This is a genomic window from Alteromonas sp. ASW11-130 (assembly GCF_026183735.1).
Lineage (GTDB): Bacteria > Pseudomonadota > Gammaproteobacteria > Enterobacterales > Alteromonadaceae > Alteromonas.
Genome location: NZ_JAPFRE010000045.1, coordinates 1 through 16,184, shown reverse-complemented (window position 1 = coordinate 16,184; position 16,184 = coordinate 1). Strand labels below are relative to the sequence as shown.

The 16,184-nt window shown below is 44.2% G+C and carries 14 protein-coding genes and 1 pseudogene; 11 read left to right on the top strand and 4 right to left on the bottom strand.

The window, feature by feature from the left end:
• Nucleotides 1-56 precede the first annotated feature (56 nt).
• The gene (locus OPS28_RS15280; RefSeq protein WP_265610330.1) at nt 57-1,073 is read right to left on the bottom strand and encodes a patatin-like phospholipase family protein; all 1,017 of its coding nucleotides are present in this window, start codon (nt 1,071-1,073) and stop codon (nt 57-59) included.
• A gap of 232 nt (nt 1,074-1,305) precedes the next feature.
• Here OPS28_RS15280 and OPS28_RS15275 point away from each other — a divergent pair, with 232 nt between their 5' ends.
• From OPS28_RS15275 to acnA, 5 genes are all read left to right on the top strand, one after another.
• Nucleotides 1,306-1,995, top strand: a complete 690-nt coding sequence (locus OPS28_RS15275) for an SOS response-associated peptidase family protein (protein ID WP_265610329.1) — start codon at nt 1,306-1,308, stop codon at nt 1,993-1,995.
• 235 nt (nt 1,996-2,230) lie between these two features.
• The gene (locus tag OPS28_RS15270; protein WP_265610328.1) at nt 2,231-2,947 is read left to right on the top strand and encodes a hypothetical protein; all 717 of its coding nucleotides are present in this window, start codon (nt 2,231-2,233) and stop codon (nt 2,945-2,947) included.
• Between the two features lie 9 nt (nt 2,948-2,956).
• Entirely contained in the window at nt 2,957-3,856 is a 900-nt protein-coding gene (locus tag OPS28_RS15265) for a hypothetical protein (RefSeq protein ID WP_265610327.1), read from the top strand.
• A 554-nt stretch (nt 3,857-4,410) separates the two neighbouring features.
• Nucleotides 4,411-6,816 (top strand): carbohydrate binding family 9 domain-containing protein, encoded by a 2,406-nt coding sequence (locus tag OPS28_RS15260; RefSeq protein ID WP_265610326.1) that lies wholly within the window; start codon nt 4,411-4,413, stop codon nt 6,814-6,816.
• 145 nt (nt 6,817-6,961) lie between these two features.
• Entirely contained in the window at nt 6,962-9,676 is a 2,715-nt protein-coding gene (gene acnA, locus OPS28_RS15255; RefSeq protein WP_265610325.1) for an aconitate hydratase AcnA, read from the top strand.
• Between the two features lie 146 nt (nt 9,677-9,822).
• On the opposite strand, the gene OPS28_RS15250 is transcribed toward acnA, so the two are convergent.
• Nucleotides 9,823-10,158 (bottom strand): DUF3392 family protein, encoded by a 336-nt coding sequence (locus OPS28_RS15250; protein WP_265610324.1) that lies wholly within the window; start codon nt 10,156-10,158, stop codon nt 9,823-9,825.
• 576 nt (nt 10,159-10,734) lie between these two features.
• Between OPS28_RS15250 and rpsF the strand changes: the two genes are divergently transcribed.
• Genes rpsF through rplI form a run of 3 tightly spaced genes read left to right on the top strand, consistent with a single transcriptional unit; the run spans nt 10,735 to nt 11,855 of the window.
• Nucleotides 10,735-11,142: a 30S ribosomal protein S6 gene (gene rpsF, locus OPS28_RS15245; protein ID WP_265610323.1), complete on the top strand. Its 408-nt coding sequence runs from the start codon at nt 10,735-10,737 to the stop codon at nt 11,140-11,142.
• An 11-nt stretch (nt 11,143-11,153) separates the two neighbouring features.
• Nucleotides 11,154-11,381, top strand: a complete 228-nt coding sequence (gene rpsR, locus OPS28_RS15240) for a 30S ribosomal protein S18 (RefSeq protein ID WP_073316739.1) — start codon at nt 11,154-11,156, stop codon at nt 11,379-11,381.
• Between the two features lie 21 nt (nt 11,382-11,402).
• On the top strand, nt 11,403-11,855 hold the full coding sequence (rplI, locus tag OPS28_RS15235; RefSeq protein WP_265610322.1) for a 50S ribosomal protein L9: 453 nt from the start codon (nt 11,403-11,405) through the stop codon (nt 11,853-11,855).
• Between the two features lie 70 nt (nt 11,856-11,925).
• On the opposite strand, the gene OPS28_RS15230 is transcribed toward rplI, so the two are convergent.
• Complete coding sequence (locus tag OPS28_RS15230; RefSeq protein WP_265610321.1) at nt 11,926-12,984, bottom strand: sensor domain-containing diguanylate cyclase; 1,059 nt, start codon at nt 12,982-12,984, stop codon at nt 11,926-11,928.
• 662 nt (nt 12,985-13,646) lie between these two features.
• Here OPS28_RS15230 and OPS28_RS15225 point away from each other — a divergent pair.
• Genes OPS28_RS15225 through OPS28_RS15215 form a run of 3 tightly spaced genes read left to right on the top strand, consistent with a single transcriptional unit; the run spans nt 13,647 to nt 15,718 of the window.
• Nucleotides 13,647-14,222, top strand: a complete 576-nt coding sequence (locus OPS28_RS15225; protein WP_269468718.1) for an RNA polymerase sigma factor — start codon at nt 13,647-13,649, stop codon at nt 14,220-14,222.
• Nucleotides 14,209-14,712: a hypothetical protein gene (locus tag OPS28_RS15220; protein ID WP_332017976.1), complete on the top strand. Its 504-nt coding sequence runs from the start codon at nt 14,209-14,211 to the stop codon at nt 14,710-14,712. The genes OPS28_RS15225 and OPS28_RS15220 overlap by 14 nt, the downstream gene beginning before the upstream one ends.
• A gap of 16 nt (nt 14,713-14,728) precedes the next feature.
• Nucleotides 14,729-15,718: a DUF4097 family beta strand repeat-containing protein gene (locus tag OPS28_RS15215; protein WP_265610320.1), complete on the top strand. Its 990-nt coding sequence runs from the start codon at nt 14,729-14,731 to the stop codon at nt 15,716-15,718.
• A gap of 336 nt (nt 15,719-16,054) precedes the next feature.
• On the opposite strand, the pseudogene OPS28_RS15210 reads toward OPS28_RS15215, so the two are convergent.
• Nucleotides 16,055-16,184, bottom strand: a pseudogene (locus OPS28_RS15210) (IS110 family transposase); the annotation flags it as partial.

The window sequence follows — 16,184 nt, the reverse complement described above, 5'->3', positions numbered from 1 at the left end:
CACTTCTGACCCAGTATGGCAGATGAGGTATGAACTAGCTTATATAATTCCGAGCCCTAACCCGTAATTGGCTTACCATTTTGCGGATCTATTCGTTCTAGAGAGTTGCCGTTATACGTATTTAACAAAAGCTCAATGGCAGAATCTCCGTAAATATCGAACCACCACTTCCCCATGTCTTTTAACTTTTTAATATTGCTTGTTGAAATATCGTCCATGGCATCATCGGGTGGATGAGGTAAGCCTTGTTGTACTCTCATTTCTGAGTTGACTCTTATGTAATTGCCTGCGTCTAAGATAGTAAAGGCCTGATAACCAACCACCAATTCATCGGCAAGCAGGTTGATGATGTCGCCTTTGGTGATCCATCCTATTTTGCCCCAATGCTGCGATTCAGGTCCGTTAATTTTACGGGTGCGATATCCTGTCCCAATGGAAAGTACCCTCAGGTCACTAATAGATTCCGATTTCCATACGCGTTTTGCTTCCGCGATAGCGCACATAGTAGGGTTGTTCGCGGTAATTCCTCCATCTACTAACCATCTATCAGTATCTTTTATCTTCATTTCTATGGTGGGAAAATAAGTCGGGGCAGCACTTGATGCATCGGCCACCGCATAAGACTTAAGCAATGTATGTTCGGCTTGGGTAGATTTCAATATGACAGGACGGCGACGTGTAATATCGTATGACACCGCAAGTACGTGTTTATCCTCCGGCACATCATTTAGCTTGGCCGAACCAAATTTCTGTTTTAAGGTAGACGTTTTTCCGCCCGCTTCAAATTTTGGCGCGTTTAATCCATCCAATTCAAATAATCCTTTGTTTTCTTTAAATATCTTTTTGGCCGTAGCGGGATTATATAAGTCATTTATTTCATCCATGGACAGTTGGGTGGTCGCCAGGGCTAAGGCTATAATACATCCCGTGCTGGTGCCCGCATAAAAGTCGACGAAGTCACGAATAGACTTACTTTCTTTTTGTTGTAGTTCATTTTCTAAAAGGGTCAGAAATTGAGTGGTGGCAGCGCCTCGAATACCACCGCCATCAAGAGACAAAATTAATTTTGGCATGATAACGTCCTTACATGTGAAACCATGACTAACCTAAAGCGCGGATGGTTAATCTTCTAAACATCCTTGCTCAAAAGTGTAGCTCAAAATTTGACCACTGGTTAGCTTTAACTCAGTACTTAACGGGTTATCAGGAAGGTGAATTTCAATAAAAAGCTGGGTTAATTCGGGAGGGGAAGAAATAACTCGAAGAATGAGGTACGCTTTTAAAAAAGCATCAGGGCAATTATAAATGTGTGGATTCATTCAACGTGTGACAGACAACCCGACTATCATCGACCTACTGGAAGACGTGGGATTGGGCGATCTGGTGCCACATTTTTCTCAACAGCCTCCAAAAACGTTGAATTTCTATCCTGCTTTCGGGGGTAATGCCGCACGTCAGCTTACGTCAATTATCGCCGGCCCGAACAACGTTATTGATGCGACCTGGTGGTTTGATTGTCAGCCAGATGGCGACACGCTGGCGCTAGGTAAGCGAACGACATTTAATGCGCGAAACCTGGACAGCGGTTTTTGGCGATACGCCCTTAATCATCATCGCGGTATTGTTATTGCTACTGCCCTGGGAGAGTCGAATCCAGTAGGTAAAAGTAAACAGCATTATTTTATGCAAGGGCAGCGTGCGTTTATGTTAGGTGCACTATATCGTCCCTTTGAAAATGGTCACTATGCCAGTGCCGTAATTACGCGTCCGCCGCATGAGCGTTTTAGTCAGTTTCACGAAAAATCTTTTCCCTTTTTCCTTCCCTTTAACCAAGAGTTTATTGCGCAGTGGCTATCGGGTGAGCCATTGCATCCTGCACTAATGCAGGAACTTGATAATCCCAAACTACCTGTTGAGCTAAAGGTAACGCCGGTTAAAACCTTCAAAAGTGAGGAGCCGATTGGTGAAACAATGCACTTGGCTGTGGATGAGTAAGCTTCTCGCATATCTATCGATATTGTGCACTAAACTAACGCTGATCTGACAGAAATTAACCCCAAAAATGGCTGGTTTTTAACCACAACCTTTCTTACACTAGCGAAATAAAGATAGATAAGGTGCCTTTTTACGTGTCTGTAGTTGTCTATTTTTAAAACTGTTATTTCGTATGGAATGCAATAATAAATCAGACCAACGAATAAAAATTATAAAAAATATAAAGAGAAAAGTCATGAAGATCAAAGGGATATCTTTTAAAGCTACATTGGTTGCACTGCTAGCATTAGTACTTGGTGCGTGCGGCTCTACTCCACAGCCTACTGTGAACCTAACCAGCAATACGCTTGCCGATGAAAATATTAAATTAGGGTATGTTTATGTCGGGCCAAAAGAAAAGGCAACCACACACATTTTTGGAGCAGGGTGCTTATTATGTTACGGCGTTGCATCCGCTTTAACTAGCACCCTGGACGGTCATTTGGAAGGCACCGTGGATGGTTCTGAGATGAATAATATTCGCGATTTGGTTTTCGCAGAATATCAAAAACATAATCAAAACATCGATGTTGTGACCTTATCTAAACCTATTGCTAAATTGCCGAAATTTAAAGGCGAATTAGGTTTTGCTAAAAAAGACTTCCGTTCGCTTAAAGAAACGTTAGGAGTCGATGTATTGGTAGTACTGCAAATGGATCGACACGGCGCGTATCGCAGTTTCAGCAATTATATTCCAAACGGGGACCCACAAGGCCACGTTTCCGGAATGCTATACACAGTAGACTTAAACACTAATGCGTATCTTCAATACCTTACGTTTGATGAAAAAGTACAACCTGATGGGGAGTGGGATGAGCCACCAACATTTCCTAATTTAACCACGTCTTATTATCAGGCAGTAGAAAATACTAAAGCTAAATTGAAAGCGGCAATTGCCGGCGCAGCCATCTAGGTAGTGGTTATGCGTTATTTTATAGCATTACTTTGCATAACACTCGCGGGGTGTGGTGGCACGCCCAAGCGAGATGACTATACCAAGCATGTCAATCGAATCGATCACGAACAATTTTCACAGAAGAAATTTCACTTTTCTTTTGGCGAAAATAAAATGGTTGAACTACGTGGTATCGCCGATAAGGACGATACCGCATCCAACTCGAGTATTTTGTATCAAGGCGGAGCAGGGTTTGTAGGCATGTTCGCGCAAATTGGGGTACATGCTTTGATGGTGGATTCTGCACGAGACGATAAATTAGCGGAAGCTCAATCGGCTGCTAACTTTCTTGTTTCTCCGCTTATCGCCCGAACAGAAAACGTCACACTTTCTAGCTTGTTAACTAGGTTTAACGAAAGTGACTCAACCGCAGAAAAAGGTTCGAAAGCCGTTATGCTGAAACCCATATTCTTCAGCAATGCCGCTATGAACCAACTGTCATTAAAATTAATTGCAGTTGTGCCAGACGAAAAATCTGAGAAAAGCAGAAAAGCGAAACCTTTATATCAAAACCTAATCCAAGTTTATGATCGTGTTTTGACGGATGATGAAAAGACGCAACTTCTCTCGGCAGAAACGGACGAGCTCAATCAGGTGTTATCTGGCATGTTGGAATCGGCAATTTATGTTATTCAACAAGATTTGTCAGGACGTTATGCTAAACCTAAGGCGTCTGCGAAAACCTTCTTAGTTCCTCGTAGCGGAAAAAGTAAGGTCGTGCGTGGCAAAGTTGTAGAGGAAGCATGCGGGTATAAGGTGGTTAGAGATTTGCGCTCTTGGTATGTCTTATTTAAAACGCCGCCGGAGGAAAGCAAGACGAAACAGAATTACTCACTTTTTTGTCAGGTAGCTTCTGAACCTGCATAACAGAACTAGATGAGAAGGAGCGCTGGGCGGAAATATGTGTTGTTTCCGCCCTCTTTATTTTTAATATAAGGTGTATAACACGCTTAATTTTAATCTGCGCGGTTAGCTATAGCGGCCATTTAAAGCCGGTGGATTACGCGCTTCACCTTAGAAACAAGTGAACACCAGTGGGATCCACCCATTAACTGTGCCCGTTGTGGTGGTGTGTGGTGAGCGGTCTGTTTAAACACGAATATTGTGAACCGGCTCACAGATAATGCGAAACTGGGTAGACTGCGTTGAAGATGACTTCATTTGGTTTAGCGCAATAATTGAAAAAGTACAATTTACTTAATCCGCTTGCCCGAGCCGGTGGGGAGGAGTACGAAGTACAATCAGGCTTCGAATGACCCAACGGCGTCACTCAGGTATTTCTTTCCATGTGAAAGTGCAAGTGATTGCCACCATTTTCCTCTCATCTAATCGCACCAAGAGGTATAGTCGTCGCGAAAAAGCGTTTTTAAATTAGTATTCTGGCATACTCCGCCCGCCCTAAAAATTTGAGGAAGCGAAGTATGCTTAAAAGGCTTAGTGGGATTTTGTTTTTTTTGTTCATTGTAGGCGCAAGTGCTAACGAGCAAACGCCTGATCCGACCCCCGGTGAGGATTTACCCAGGGATGAAAGAGATATAGATCAGTCTGCAAACAGATCAGATAATTTGTTTGGTAGAAACGAGCTAAAACAAGCCTTTATTCCTTATCTTAAAGCAGAAATAACGGTAGATGCGAAGCTTGACGAGCCACAGTGGCAACAGGCCAATCATTTCACTTTAGACTTTGTTACTCAGCCATTCGACAATACCGCCGCGCCTGTGGCTACCGATGTATACGTATTTGAAGACGGTGAAAATCTTTACGTAGGCTTTATCGCGCACGATACTAACCCCGCTGAAATCACTGGTTTTTATCGCGATAGAGATAAAATCTGGAGTAACGATTTAGTTGGCATCAAATTAGACACCTTTAATAATGAACGCCTAGCGTACCAATTTTTTGTTAATCCTTTCGGTGTACAAGCAGATGGGATCGAAAACGAAATGACGAAAATGGAAAGCGATAGCTGGAATGCCATTTGGAGCTCCGCAGGTCAAATCACCGAAACCGGGTATGCGGTAGAAATGGCTATTCCCTTACGCACCATGAATTTTGACGAACAAGCAGAGCGTAAAGTTTGGGGCGTTGAATTTGTGCGTTTTTACCCGCGGGAAGAGCGCTACCGAATTTCTCATTTACCCTTCGATCGCAATAATGAATGTGTGCTATGTCAGATGGGAGATATCGAAGGGTTTGCTCAGGCCACTCAAGGCAATAATCTTGCAGTGGTTCCAACCCTAGTGGTCGGAGCGGGACGCGAGCGTGATACGTCGGAAAACGAAGACTGGCAGTGGGTAAACAGCCAAGAAGTAGGGATGGATGTAAGCTGGGGGATAACCCCACAAGTGTCATTGCAAGCCACACTAAACCCCGATTTTTCCCAAGTAGAAGCTGATGGGGCTCAGGTGAGTGTAAACAATACCTTTTCGCTCTATTTTGATGAGCTTCGGCCTTTTTTTGTGGAAAATGCCGGCTATTTCACCTCTAACCAAGAATTGGTTTATACCCGAAATATCAGTCAACCTGACTATGGCGCAAAGCTAACGGGGCAGACGGGCGACCACACCTTCGGCGTTTTTGTTGCCAATGATGATACAACCCAATTTATTGTACCGGGAAACTTAAGCTCAAACGTGGCTTCGATAGAAACTGAATCCGTCAATACGGCATTGCGTTACCGCTATGATGTGAACGATGCGCTTTCGCTGGGATGGGTGTCCACCATCCGTGATGCGAACGAATACCATAACTACGTAAACGGTGCGGATATCAAATACCGAATTTCGGAGCAGGACACATTACGCGCTCAGTACGTAATATCTGATACTCAATACCCAACCTCACTGTATCAGGATTTTTGTGACAACGATTGCCTCGAAAAGGAGGACAGTAGCGAAATAGCATTAAGGACCCAGACCGAGGAAGAGTTTTCGGGACAATCGTGGCGGGTCAACTATAGTCACCATGAGCGTAACTGGTATTTTAACGCCGATCACTTCGCCAATGACAAAGATTTCCGCGCAGACCTGGGATTCGAATCGAGGGTTGATTTTCACAAATCAATTCTTGGCGGTGGGTATATGTGGTGGAATGATGACGGCTGGTGGAACCGGATTCGCTTGAAGGGGGATTGGGATATTACTCACAATGATAATGGTGAGTTGCTTGAAAGGGAAATCGAGTCTTACTTAAGTCTTCGTGGGACTTACCAGTCATACTTCGAAGTGGGTTATGTGGAACGTCAGCGGGTTGGTTTACGTCATGACCCAACGTCGCTTAGGGTGCACGGGAATACCGATTTATTTGATGAGTCTTCAAACAGCATTTACTTTGAAACACGCCCCAATTCGCTACTTTTTGTAAGTACTTTTACCCGGTTTGGGGATCAAATCGATTTTGCTAACAATCGACTAGGCGAACAATTGTTTGTAGAGTCGCGCATGGACCTGAATATTGGCCATCACGCACAGCTTAGTGCGCGTCATATATACAGTGACTTGGATGTGGATAACGCCAAATTATTTATTGCTCGCATTAGTGACATACGTTTCACCTACCAGTTCGATGCCAGACAATTTCTGCGCCTTATAATGATTTACAATAATACGCATCGCAATCAGGCGAACTATACTGATGACGTCGAGCCTTTCTCGCGGGATTTGGGCGCTCAGTTACTTTACTCCTATAAGATTAACCCACTCACCAAGTTCTTTATCGGGGTGGGGACAGCGGCCACAGATACACAAACTGATGAGCGATCGTTGGATGGTGTGCGCGCCTACGAACAATCGGTATTCATGAAATTCAGTTATGCGTGGCTTCAATAATTAGCAGAACGCCTTCCTTATAATGTACCTCAAGTAGAGGGTGAACTATTTAAGTCATCCTCTACGTACCAATCACAAACTCTTATTCTGATGATGCGACATGTATTTAGGGTCGCCACGGCAAACTATTATGGAAGGAGTCCCTGTGAGCTATCAAAAAATCGATACGTTAAATGTAAACAATACTGACTATCAGATGGTTAGTTTCGACACTATTGCAGACAAGTATGATGTCGAGCGATTACCTTTTTGTATCAAGATTCTGTTAGAAAATTTACTACGACACGAGCAAAGCGATTTTGTCGATAAGGCGGACATTGAAGCTATAGCGAGATGGGATACGTCGACAGATATCACGCAGGAAATTTCTTTTGTCCCTGCCCGCGTGATTTTGCAAGATTTCACGGGCGTGCCCGCGATCGTCGACTTGGCGGCTATGCGTGATGCTATGCAGAAGTTAGGGGGCGAGGGACAAGACATTAACCCGTTAAGTCCGGTGGAATTGGTAATCGACCATTCGGTAATGGTCGATTATTTTGGCTCCGAGGATTCACTGGCAAAAAATACCTCGGTCGAAATTCAGCGCAATCGCGAGCGTTATCAATTCCTCAAATGGGGCCAACTATCTTTCGATAATTTCAAGGTCGTTCCTCCGGGCAGGGGCATTGTGCATCAGGTCAACCTCGAATATCTGGCTCGCTGTGCGTTTAGCAAAGCAGAAGGAGAAAAAAATTGGGTTTATCCTGATACGTTGGTGGGTACTGACTCACACACTACTATGATTAACGGATTAGGTATTTTGGGTTGGGGCGTCGGCGGTATTGAAGCTGAAGCTGCTATGCTGGGACAACCAGTCAGTATGTTGGTGCCAAAAGTAGTAGGGTTCAGGTTGTCGGGTCGTTTACCCACAGGGGTAACTGCCACTGATATGGTGCTTACGATTACTGAGCAGCTCAGAAACCACGGGGTAGTGGGTAAATTCGTAGAGTTCTATGGGCCCGGTATCAATCATCTCACGGTGGCGGATCGCGCTACTATCGCTAACATGGCACCAGAGTATGGTGCCACCTGTGGTATCTTTCCCATAGATAACGTCACCATGGACTATTTGCGCTTAACGGGTCGCAGTGACGAGCAACTCAATTTGGTGGAAGCTTACGCGAAAAAGGCTGGGTTATGGCATGACGACCACAGCAAAGATGCCCAGTACCATGAAACACTTGAATTAGAATTAAGTGACGTCGTTCCTTCAATCGCCGGCCCTAAACGTCCCCAGGACCGGATCAAGTTAGACGAAGCGGCCACGGCGTTTCATGACTGGTACCGCAAACAAATAGACGTTGAAGTACTCGACGAAAGAACCGACTTTGTGGCAGAAGGGGGGGCAACTCCCGAACTCGATGAAGACCATGCGTCTTTCGTTGAATTTCAGGGTAACAAATTTAATTTAGAAGATGGTGCGATCGTGATCGCAGCCATTACAAGCTGCACCAATACGTCTAATCCTTCAGTATTGATGGCAGCCGGTCTACTCGCGAAAAAAGCACGCGAGGCAGGCTTAACACGCAAACCCTGGGTAAAAACGTCGCTGGCACCTGGTTCGCAAGTAGTGACACAATATCTGGAAAACGCAGGTTTAATGACGCCATTACAAGAACTAGGCTTTAATCTTGTGGGCTATGGATGCACCACGTGTATAGGTAATTCCGGGCCGCTACCCGACGAAATCTCAAATGCAATCCGACAGGCTAAACTAACCGTTACCTCTGTTTTATCTGGTAACCGTAACTTCGAAGGCAGAATTCACCCCGATGTGGCAGCAAATTATCTGGCTTCTCCGCCGCTTGTTGTGGCCTATGCGTTGGCGGGTAACATGAATATTGATATTTCAAGTGAGCCCCTGGGTAAAAACAAAGAAGGTACGCCAGTGTACTTAAAAGACATTTGGCCTTCAGAAGAAGATATCCATAAGCATATCGAGCAATTCGTCTCGGCCGATTTGTTCAAACAAAAATATGCAGATGTATTTAAAGGGAACGATGTATGGAACGAACTGGCCGTATCGGGCACTGCTGTTTATGACTGGCCCGATTCGACGTACATTAAACACCCTCCATTTTTTGCTGATATGGGACCACAACCAGATCCCGTTCATGCAATTGATAACGCCCGATGCTTAGTTAAAGTGGGCGACTCGATAACCACAGACCATATTTCGCCAGCGGGTGCCATTGCGCCAGACAGCCCTGCGGGGGAATACCTGCAAGAAAACGGCATAGCGCCTAAACACTTTAACTCTTACGGTTCTCGACGTGGGAATCATGAAGTTATGATGCGCGGCACGTTTGCTAATGTAAGGCTGAAAAACCAGTTAGCACCAGGCACTACGGGTAGCGCTACAACCCATTATCCAAGCGGAGACGAAATGTCGATCTTCCATGCGGCCATGCGCTATAAAAACGATGGTGTGGCCACGGTGGTAATTGGCGGCAAAGAATATGGCACAGGATCCAGCCGTGACTGGGCTGCTAAGGGGCCATCATTATTAGGCGTGAAAGCGGTAATGGCAGAGAGTTACGAGCGGATACACCGTTCTAACTTGATTGGCATGGGTATTCTACCCCTGCAATTCAAGGCGGGCGACACAGCTTCCTCGTTAGGAATAAAAGGCGATGAACGCTTTAGTATCGAAAAAGTGGAACGGGGGCAAAAGGATGTGAACGTTACCGTTGAGTCATCAGACGGCAATACCCGAACATTTAAAGTGGATGTACGAATCGATACGGCCAATGAATTTACCTACTTCGAACATGGCGGCATTTTGCAATATGTCATTCGCCAGTATCTACAGAAGTCTTAACCAACCACCTTGCGCGCTCGGTGATTATGCCGAGCGCTTCTCTTAAAAACGCTGGTTTTGGTTAAAATCACTATCTTTACAATAACGCAGAGTTGAACAAGATGCGCTAAATGAAGGCTTTCCTAATGTCGATCTTTAATGCATATTCACAAATATCGCCTGCGCTCAGCCATCACGCCGAGTGCTATAAATGCAGCGAGGAAGCCTACCCCTTGCCAGTTCCATGGTAGAAATTTAATTACATGCAGCACTAACGGCGCGCCATAAAGCGTTAAAGCGCCATAGCCAAAAGCACACACCAGTACAAATAGTAGCGTTCTGATCAAGAAATGATAGGGCGCGAGTAAGCGCTTCAGTCTGCCATTTATTACGTCGCCATAAATCACCAATAGCGTGGCCATCAGCATTACACTCATTTCTGGGAAGTAATCGACCAGTGCACTGCTAATACTGGCTAATACGGTATAAAAGGGTGCAAGCATGATTTCGTCTCGCGAGAGGAACACAAAGCCGAGAGTGTATAACCTTAACGGGCCAGAAAAAAGACGCTTGTTTATTTTCGCTTCATTGCTGAGCTGCTGAAACAGTTTTTAATTGAACCACGTGACTATGTAGTAGCTATAGTAGCCGCCTTTTGTCAGACCGGGGGAATGCCGAGCAATATATAAACTGTTTCTCAGAAAGACACCTTTTCCGTACATGAAGTGCTCACCCCTATGACGCTGGCGGCATATGGTCGTCAATACGTTCATTGATAGGTGCCCACACAAAGAATGGTTATTGCGCTAGCCTTAGTCCTTGCCGGTAAAATAACCCCTTGGGTTGTGAAGCCGATTGCTGGAGAAAGAATAAGTAAGAACGAAACGAGACTTACTCGGTTATCTGACGTAGAGCGCGAGTAACACGACGTAGCCCCAGCGAGGTTAGTCGGTATTGATTAATACTTGTACTTCTGTGGGGGGACCTATATAATGCGCGCCCTTACAGCTACTACAACTTCGTTCCTTGTCTCAATACAGTTGGCTGTACTGTCGAGACTACAACCGTAAGGAGCTATAATGCGTCATTACGAAATCGTATTTATGGTTCACCCTGATCAGAGTGAACAAGTACCTGGTATGATCGAGCGTTATACCACTATTCTGAAGCAAGATGATGGCCAAATCCATCGTTTAGAAGATTGGGGCCGTCGTCAACTGGCTTATCCAATCGAAAAGCTTCACAAAGCACACTATGTATTAATCAATGCAGAAGCAACAACTGAAGCCGTTGCTGAGCTTGAAAATGCGTTCCGCTTTAACGATATTATCCTGCGTAACATGGTAATGCGTACTAAGTCTGCAATCACTGAGCCTTCTCCTATGATGAAAGAAGAGCGCCGTGAGCGTCGTGACGATTCTGCTCCTCGCACAGAACGTACTGAGCGTGCAGAAAAGCCATCTGAAACCACTGAAGACAACGCGTAAGGAGAACTATCATGGCTCGTTTTTTCAGACGTCGTAAGTTCTGCCGTTTTTCTGCAGAAGGTGTGACTGAAATTGATTATAAAGATATCGCTACGTTGAAAAACTACATCACCGAAAGCGGTAAAATTGTACCTAGCCGTATCACCGGCACCAGTGCTAAGTATCAGCGTCAGCTTTCGAGCGCTATTAAGCGTGCTCGTTTCCTGGCTCTACTTCCTTACACTGATTCACATAAGTAATTGGCGAAAGAGGACTAGCAAATGGAAATCATTCTACTAGACAAAATCGCCAATCTTGGCGGATTAGGTGACCAGGTTAACGTTAAATCTGGTTTTGCGCGTAACTTTCTTTTCCCACAGGGTAAAGCGGTTCCTGCAACCAAAGTTAACGTTGAAAAATTTGAAGCTCGCCGTGCTGAACTTGAAGCAAAAATTGCTGACGAGTTGAAAGCGGCTGAAGATCGCGCTGAGAAATTAAATGAACTTGGCGAAGTAACGATTGCTGCACCAGCTGGTGACGAAGGTAAATTGTTCGGATCTATCGGTACACGCGACATCGCTGACGCTATCACTGCGGCTGGCGTTGAAGTAGCTAAGTCTGAAGTTAAACTTCCTACTGGTACGTTGCGCGAAACTGGCGAACACGAAGTTGATATACAACTTCACTCTGATGTGATGACAACTATCAAACTACAGATCATCGCTGAAGCGTAAAATTCCTACTTTGTAAAAAGTAAAAATCAAAAAGTAAAAATTAAAAAACCGCTCAATAGAGCGGTTTTTTTTAATTCAGTTTTCTTTCTGTATGCCGCTGTGTCACCTCTAGTGCAAACCGACTATCGGCTACATCTACACGCACTTCTCTTTTCTTTGTACGCTTTCTTTCATACATACGTTGATCCGCTTTCTCAATAAGAATAGCCGACGATAGGCCATCATCTGGAAAAATGGCGCTACCAATGCTCGCATCTAAAGGCAATACGTTACCTTCAAAAACGAGGTCGTCATAAAAATACTCACTAATCTGTTGATGTAATTTGCTAAGCTTTTCGTCATTGCCAAGACTATTCACTATTACACCGAATTCATCTCCACCTAAGCGAGCAATAATATTCACGTGGGGCAAAGCAAGCGTTAGACGAGTAGCAAATTCAATAATCAATTTATCTCCCGCACGATGGCCATACGTGTCGTTAACAAATTTTAAGTTATCCATATCGATAATAAAGATACCAAATCTCGTCTGACTATCGTGATTAATACTAATTAACGCGCGTAGTTGCTCCATAAACACGGAGCGATTGGCTAACCCCGTCATTTCATCTCGACTTGCCAGCCGTAACAGTTTATCTTTTGAAAGCTGCTCGCAGAAATAAATCACGGCAGCAATCTGTTCCGATAAAAGATTAAGCAATACCAAATCTGTTTTCTTGAAAGCCGCCGGCTGTTTAGACATGACTTTTAATACACCTACCGCTTGAGTTTGGTGAATTAAAGGAACCATCAGCATAGAGGCGATACCTACCCCACGTACCAATTTTTTATCCACCAGCGGGTGGTCGTTAGCATCGTCGCAAAACTGTGCTTTCCCCGTAGTAACGCAGTACCCCGACAAACTTGCATTAACGTCAAAATGCATGCCGAGGTGGTCCGCTGCGATACCGGAAGCAGCGCGATAGACCATAGAGTGGCCTTCTTTTAACTCGATGGCCGCCCCATCTGTTTTGAGCAAATTAAGAATACGCTTGACCACCAAATCCATTACCGTGCTCAGGTCCATTCCAACTTTCGCCACATCCCGCTGAATGGCTATTACTTCGAAAAGTTGAATTTGAGTAGGCATAACTCTCCTCGATCAATGTGACAACCAATAGCATGATGAGAAAAATCTTCCACTATCGATATAAAAATTATTTAAGCGCCAAATATGGACCGTTTAAAAGTTTGCGCACACAGGAGCTATATAAAGATATAGGTATTTACTTATCATATACAATATTGGATGTTTTTGGCCTGTTGTCCTTTATACATCATTAGACATGGTGCACCGACTAATGTTCAATAGTATAGGTACGTACAGAAGGAGGTAAACAACGATATTCGCTAGCATCAAAAAAGGTGTTATCCACGAAATCCGCTTATGTTTGAGTATCGAGACCAATTTGCACAGATGAGTGTTTACGCTCTATGGTGAATTACGATGATGTTTCTCTAAGGCAGATGGATAAAAAAAATTTCGAATCTCCAGGACTTGTTTTGTCCCCAGCTCCCCAACAATTGTTTTCTGCTTGCTCTTGGTTAAAAAGTGGCGTGTGAAATTAGATGAATCGCCTAACGCACCGAGCACATCAAATGGGGGCGGGGGCATCGAAGGGTAAGTGTTACGTTAGCTACCTGAAATTTGGGGCTTTTATGTATAGAGTAAAAAATCTTTTTTTCAATTTAAACCATCATGCAGTAGGCTACGACTAACTCTTTAATACACCAATAATAAAAAAAAGTGAAATGATTGATGCTCACGCGAGTGTAGTCGATGCCAGCGAAGCTTTCTTACAGGCAAAAGAGAAAGCGCTTATTCAGACTGCCCAAAAAGGAGATAGGCAAGCGTACCATGCGTTGTACGAAATGCATGTTAAGCGGGTGTATGCGCTGTGCTATAGGCTCACGAGTGACCAGGCATTGGCTGAAGATGCTACTCAGGAAGTATTTATCCAACTGTGGCGGAAGTTAGGTAATTTTGATGGTAAAAGCAGGTTTACTACCTGGCTACACAGCGTAACGGCAAATGTAACTGTGTCGTATATGCGTAAACAAAGAGGTTGGTTTCAACGCATGTTTAACATCGAAGAATCGGTCGCTGAATTTGAGCTGGCTGAATCTTCAAGTGCAGAAGTCGATTTAGAGTCGTATATAGTGAGACTGCCAGAGCGAGCACGAATGGTTTTTGTTTTGCATGCAATTGAAGGTTATCGACATGAGGAAATAGCCGACATGCTAAACATAGCATTAGGAACCAGTAAGTCGCAATTTCATCGCGCTAAGCAGTTGATGAAAGAGTGGATGGGGTATGGTGATGAATAAGTTTGAGCAAGAGTTACAGCAAAAGTTAGATTCGCTTTCCCGGGAAAAACAGCCTCAACGGGATTTATGGAAAGGCATAGAGCTAAGCCTTGAAACCAACACAACGGAACGAGCCGCTTCAGGTTTTCAGACAAAACACCTCGCTATGGCAGCCACGGTTGTATTAGTAGCAACGTTAAGTTGGTTTACGCTGAAGCCGATGAGACCAGAAACGCAACAAAATCTGACCGGACAATCGTTGGTTCAGGCGCTAAGCAACCAGCATCAACAACAAATGAATGCATTGCTGGTAAAGTTTGAAGGGCAGCCTGCAATGACCCAGAATTGGAAGCAACAGTTACAAGAATTAGACAGTGCGGCTAGCGCAATAAAAGCGGCGTTGGAAGAAGATCCAAACAACACAGCATTACTTAAAATGTTACAAAACGTCTATCAGCAACAAATGATGTTAGTTGAGCGAGTGCACGCGCCCAAATGGCAAAAGATTTAAGGTGAAGGTGAATAAAATGAGTTTCTTTAATAGTCATCGAATAAACATTGTCGTGCAATCAAAATGGGCACTGGGGATGGGGCTAGTGCTATTGAGTTGTATGACCACTGCTGGGCAAAACATCGATCAGGCAATTAGCACTACAGATCACCCCTTCGTTGAAATTGAACATGTTAACGGAGAAGCTGTTATTAAAGGTTGGGATAAAAACGAGGTCAGGGTGACGGGGGAGCTTGGGGATCAAACAGAAGAGTTTGAATTCACGGGTAACAAGAAAGAAGTAACCATCGCGGTAGAGGTTAAGCGGCACCACGATAATTGGAAATGGAATAACAACATTGATGGCGATGATTTAACTATCTACGTTCCCTATGGCAGTAAAGTAAGTTACACCGCCATCAATGCCTCGGTTAAAGTATCGGAAATAACGGGAAAGACCAACGTCGAGGTAGTAAACGGTCACGTAGAACTATTCAAGCTAACCGGAAAAGTAGATGTGGAATCAGTAAACGGCGATATTGATTTGCAGAATATTGACGCATTGTTAAGGGTGGAATCTGTCAATGGCGATATCGGTGGTAAACATACTGGTACTCGGGAAGCACGTTTTGAGTCTGTAAACGGTGAAATAGATGTTAATTCTACTAGCCCTGATATCACGGTAGATACGGTGAATGGCGACTTAAATTTACAATTGAACGAGGTGAGACAGGCTCGGTTTAATTCGGTTAATGGGCGAATAAAAGCCTCAATGAACCTGTTAGAAAATGGTGATGTAAATGCTTCCTCAGTAGGGGGACGTATTGAACTCTCTTTTCAAGAAAACGTTTCTGCTCGATTCGATATTGAAGCCCACGCGGGAGGCAGTATAGACAATAAAATCAGTTCAGATCGTATGAAAAAAGCAAAATATGGCCCCCGCCGCTGGTTAGAATTTTCGCATAATGGCGGTTCGGCTAATGTGGATATTTCTACTGTCAGTGGCCGGATAGTGTTGAAAAAATAATAGGGAATAAAACCGCGAAAATAATGCGTTAAGGCTACGTATTTACTGAGGCCGAAAAAAGCTAACGTCATTGCATATATGGACTCCCGGTTCATTTCAAGGATATTTTTAATATAAGTTGGAAGATTGCATGCGCATATTCGGGCTCTTATCGAGTGGCTAACTCTGGCCCCTGATGTATTCGCTCCTTCATGCCTCTCCGGCGAAATGGTATTAAAGTACCTCTGTAATGATCAGGCTCTTGAAGGTCGGTCTTACCTATTTATATTTCGCTCATCCAGGAAATGAAAACGTGTAACCTATACTTGTTGTTAATTTATCTGTCTAGTACTGCGATTAAGCTGCTAGTGGTGAACGATAATCTTCTCCATGTTTGAGCATTGCCCAAGCGGTTCGGATAGTTTTGTTCGCCAGTGCAACAGCGGCTTTGCGTACTCCGGCTCGCTCTATGAGGTGCTTTAACCAC

Bases quoted from the DNA above. Each gene is read 5' to 3' on its own strand.
- OPS28_RS15215 (WP_265610320.1), top strand. From the start codon at position 14,729: ATGAGTTTCTTTAATAGTCATCGAATAAACATTGTCGTGCAATCAAAA.
- OPS28_RS15230 (WP_265610321.1), bottom strand. From the start codon at position 12,984: ATGCCTACTCAAATTCAACTTTTCGAAGTAATAGCCATTCAGCGGGAT.
- rplI (WP_265610322.1), top strand. From the start codon at position 11,403: ATGGAAATCATTCTACTAGACAAAATCGCCAATCTTGGCGGATTAGGT.
- OPS28_RS15250 (WP_265610324.1), bottom strand. From the start codon at position 10,158: ATGCTTGCACCCTTTTATACCGTATTAGCCAGTATTAGCAGTGCACTG.
- rpsR (WP_073316739.1), top strand. From the start codon at position 11,154: ATGGCTCGTTTTTTCAGACGTCGTAAGTTCTGCCGTTTTTCTGCAGAA.
- OPS28_RS15260 (WP_265610326.1), top strand. From the start codon at position 4,411: ATGCTTAAAAGGCTTAGTGGGATTTTGTTTTTTTTGTTCATTGTAGGC.
- OPS28_RS15270 (WP_265610328.1), top strand. From the start codon at position 2,231: ATGAAGATCAAAGGGATATCTTTTAAAGCTACATTGGTTGCACTGCTA.
- OPS28_RS15220 (WP_332017976.1), top strand. From the start codon at position 14,209: ATGGTGATGAATAAGTTTGAGCAAGAGTTACAGCAAAAGTTAGATTCG.
- OPS28_RS15225 (WP_269468718.1), top strand. From the start codon at position 13,647: ATGATTGATGCTCACGCGAGTGTAGTCGATGCCAGCGAAGCTTTCTTA.
- OPS28_RS15265 (WP_265610327.1), top strand. From the start codon at position 2,957: ATGCGTTATTTTATAGCATTACTTTGCATAACACTCGCGGGGTGTGGT.
- rpsF (WP_265610323.1), top strand. From the start codon at position 10,735: ATGCGTCATTACGAAATCGTATTTATGGTTCACCCTGATCAGAGTGAA.
- OPS28_RS15275 (WP_265610329.1), top strand. From the start codon at position 1,306: ATGTGTGGATTCATTCAACGTGTGACAGACAACCCGACTATCATCGAC.
- OPS28_RS15280 (WP_265610330.1), bottom strand. From the start codon at position 1,073: ATGCCAAAATTAATTTTGTCTCTTGATGGCGGTGGTATTCGAGGCGCT.